General features: G+C 65.4%; 1 protein-coding gene and 1 rRNA gene. One reads left to right on the top strand and one right to left on the bottom strand.

Going from position 1 to position 3,341, the window contains the following annotated elements; genetic code table 11:
• Nucleotides 1–104, top strand: a 5S ribosomal RNA gene (gene rrf / locus AB4Y91_RS16730); the annotation flags it as partial.
• Nucleotides 105–289: 185 nt separating this feature from the next.
• Here rrf and AB4Y91_RS16735 read toward each other — a convergent pair.
• Nucleotides 290–2,728, bottom strand: a complete 2,439-nt coding sequence (locus AB4Y91_RS16735) for an HAD-IC family P-type ATPase (RefSeq protein WP_441419544.1) — start codon at nt 2,726–2,728, stop codon at nt 290–292.
• Nucleotides 2,729–3,341: the final 613 nt, after the last annotated feature.

The raw sequence follows: 3,341 nt of genomic DNA on the forward strand, positions 1-3,341 counted from the left end.
GCGTGGGGGAAACGCCCGGTCCCATCCCGAACCCGGAAGCTAAGACCCACAGCGCCGATGGTACTGCACCCGGGAGGGTGTGGGAGAGTAGGTCACCGCCGGACAACCATTACAGCCAGGCCCCGACACACAGTGTCGGGGCCTGAGCCTTTTAACACCCCAAACAGGCATCCGACCCCCCTCCCGCAGATCCAGCCAGCTGACGAAGGCAAGTCCGGATCTATGGGGCGAGCTGGGAGCCTGACGGAAGAGGGCCTTTTTCGTAACCCAGCCGGCGCCGCCAGCATGGTCAGCGGGGAAACTTGCGGCCGTGGAGCCACGCAAGGAGCTCGATTGCGAGGCCGCCGCCGGCCCCGGTTGCCAGAGCTGCGAGCAAAAGCCCGCCTGGTGGCCAGGAGAGAATGAAGAAATCCTGTGCCAAGGGGATGTTGAGCAGAATGACGAGGGCGGCGCACATCGCCGCCAGTACACCGACCCGGCCGGCGTTGAGCGGCCGGGATACCACCGCCAGGATCCAGAGCCCCACCACTGTGAGGGTAAGAACGGAAGCGGAGCGCACCGCTTCCGGCCCCGGCGCTGCCGCCGACGGCGCGATGGCATTGAGCACAAGCAAGGTGGCCGCGACGATGAGCCCGGCCGGCAGCGAGAACCAGAGTGAGCGTCGCAGGAAACCCGGCTTATAGCGACGGGTGTTCGGCATCAGTGCCAGGAAGAAGGCGGGGATGCCGATTGTGAGGCCGTCCGTGAAGGAGAGCTGGCGGGGGAGAAACGGGAACTGCCACTGCAGCAGTCCGAAACTGACGGCGATGGCAATGGAATACGCCGTCTTACTGAGGAAGAGGCTTGAGACCCGCTCGATGTTGGCGATGACGCGCCGACCCTCTGCCAGCACTTCCGGAAGCCGGTCGAAGCGGCCATCGAGGAGGACCAGCCGCGCTACCGCCTTGGTAGCCGGCGCCGCAGAATCCATGGCGATGCCAAGGTCTGCCGTTTTCAGGGCGAGGGCGTCGTTGACCCCGTCCCCGGTCATTGCCACGGTATGTCCAAGCCGTTGCAGGGCAGCGACCATGTCCTTCTTTTGATCAGGGCTGACGCGGCCGAAGACGTTGTTTCCCCCCATCACCTCCTCGAGAAGAAGGGGATCTTCGGGCAGCGAACGTGCGTCGTAGCCTTGGGCCACGTCGAGGCCAACCCGACGCGCGATGGCGGCGACGGTCCGCGGATCGTCGCCGGAGATGATTTTCAACTCCACGCCCTCGGCGCGGAAGAATTCCAGGGTCTCCCGAGCATCGGACCGGGTCTGCTCCCGAAACGTCAGGAGTGCGACCGGCCTGAGACCGTCGGGCAGCGTCGGCGTCTTGCTCGCCCCCGGAGGTGTGTCCGCTCCGGCCAGCAGCAGCGTCCGCAAGCCGGTGCCGGCAAGCTTGCCGGCTTGCTGCAGCACGTCTGCATGGCCTGGCTCCGCTGTCCGGGCCGGTTCGTCGGAGGACCCGGCAGCTGCCCCCGGCGCCGGATCTACGGTGATGCTGTTTCCCGGAGCCAGGATCATTTCCGGCGCCCCGAGAATCCAGGTGGGCGTCGCCCCGTTGCCTCCACCGAAGGTCACCCCGCTCCACTTCCGGGAGGAGGAGAACGGAACGTAGGAGATCGACTGGAATCCGCCGTCGTCCTCGAAAGCGGCGCCGAGGCTCCGCGCCGTGGCGTTTGCCTCGGGCTCAGCGGCAAACCAACCGAGGGCCTGTTGCCAGCCTGGATCCGGCGTTGGCGTCAGCTGGTGAACCGCCTCGAATCTCAGGCCGCCCTCCGTTAGGGTGCCGGTCTTGTCCATGCAGAGGACGTCCACCCTTGCGAGGCCTTCGACCGCAGCGAGTTCCTGAATCAAGACCTTGTGGCTGGCGAGCCTGAGCCCTCCGACGGCGAACGCCACGCTGGTCAGCAGCACGAGGCCCAACGGAACCATTGCGATTACGCTGGCGATGACGCCTACCAAGGCTGTCGTCCAGGTGCCTGTGGCGACGGCATCCTGCCAACCGCCCCGCGCCTGCAGCTCGCCGTTGACCACAAGGATCGCGACAGGCAGGATCGCCCAGGCTATCCAGCGAAGCACACGGTTGAGGCTGTTGCGGATCTCCGAGTTCACCAGGGAGAACCGGCGCGCATCAGCGGTGAGCCGGCTGGCGAACGACTCCGCACCCACCCGCACCACCCGGACTTTGCCGTGCCCGGCCACAATGATGGATCCGGAAAGCACGTCCAACCCGGTGTCTTTGGCCACGGGGTCCGATTCGCCGGTGAGGAGGGATTCGTCCGCCTCGAGTCCGGCGGCTTCGAGCACTGCTGCGTCCGCCGTCACCTGGTCCCCGGCACGCAGTACCAGGACATCATCGCGGACGACATCGGCCGTGGCGATCTCCCGGATCTGGCCGTCGCGCAGCACCCGTGCACGCGGGGCATCCAAAACCGCAAGACGGTCCAGGGACCTTTTGGCCCGGAATTCCTGGACCACGCCGATCACCGCGTTGCCCGCGGCAGCCAGGCCGAACAATGCGTCCTGCCAGCGGCCGAGGAGCAGCAGCACGAGGAAGCTTGAGCCGACAATCGCGTTGAAGAGGGTGAGGACGTTGGCGCGGAAGATCTGCCACAGGCTCCGGCTGGTCTTGTCCGGCACCCGGTTGTCGAGCCCACTCTCGATGCGGGCGGTGACGTCGTGCTGCGAAAGCCCGTTCACAGCCGGGCCGGACACACGCCGACTGAGCGGGACTGCTATCTGGCGCCGGCGTTGTGCCCTCACCCCCTGATGGTATCCGCAGCAGCGGCCTAAGGTGACGGAGCATACAGCTCCCACTGACGACGCCGGGTTGCCGCCCGGGCGACAACGGCGCCGGTGCCGCGCCAGTGCGGAGCCCGTACGACGGCGGTGCGGCGCCGGTTCGGCGAGGTTCCGGGGGCGGCCGCAGGGCACCGCGGCGCAGCCGCGAATCGGGTTTGCGGTTACCGTCGACTGGGTGTATTGTTTTCTAAGTCGCCACGAGGGAGAACAGCGGAAACGCTGGAGGACCGGAGGCGGCCAATCCCCCAAAAATAATTCAAGACCAAGTTCTTTCGGCGGTTCAATCGCTAAAGAATTCTGGTGGGGCTGGTTCGTCTGCTGATGTAGGTCCGGGAAGCCGGATTTGCTTTGGAAGTCGACACCGGGTAAGTTTGAAAAGTTGCTCCGGAGCGATCCTGGACCGTTGGGTTTGGGTGGTGCCGGGTGTGTCTGTTGTTTGAGAACTCAATAGTGTGCCAAGTTTGTTGATACCAATTTTGTATTGAATTGGTTGATTGTGCCGGGCCTGCCA

Source organism: Arthrobacter sp. YAF16, from assembly GCF_052113385.1.
Classification (GTDB): Bacteria; Actinomycetota; Actinomycetes; order Actinomycetales; family Micrococcaceae; genus Arthrobacter.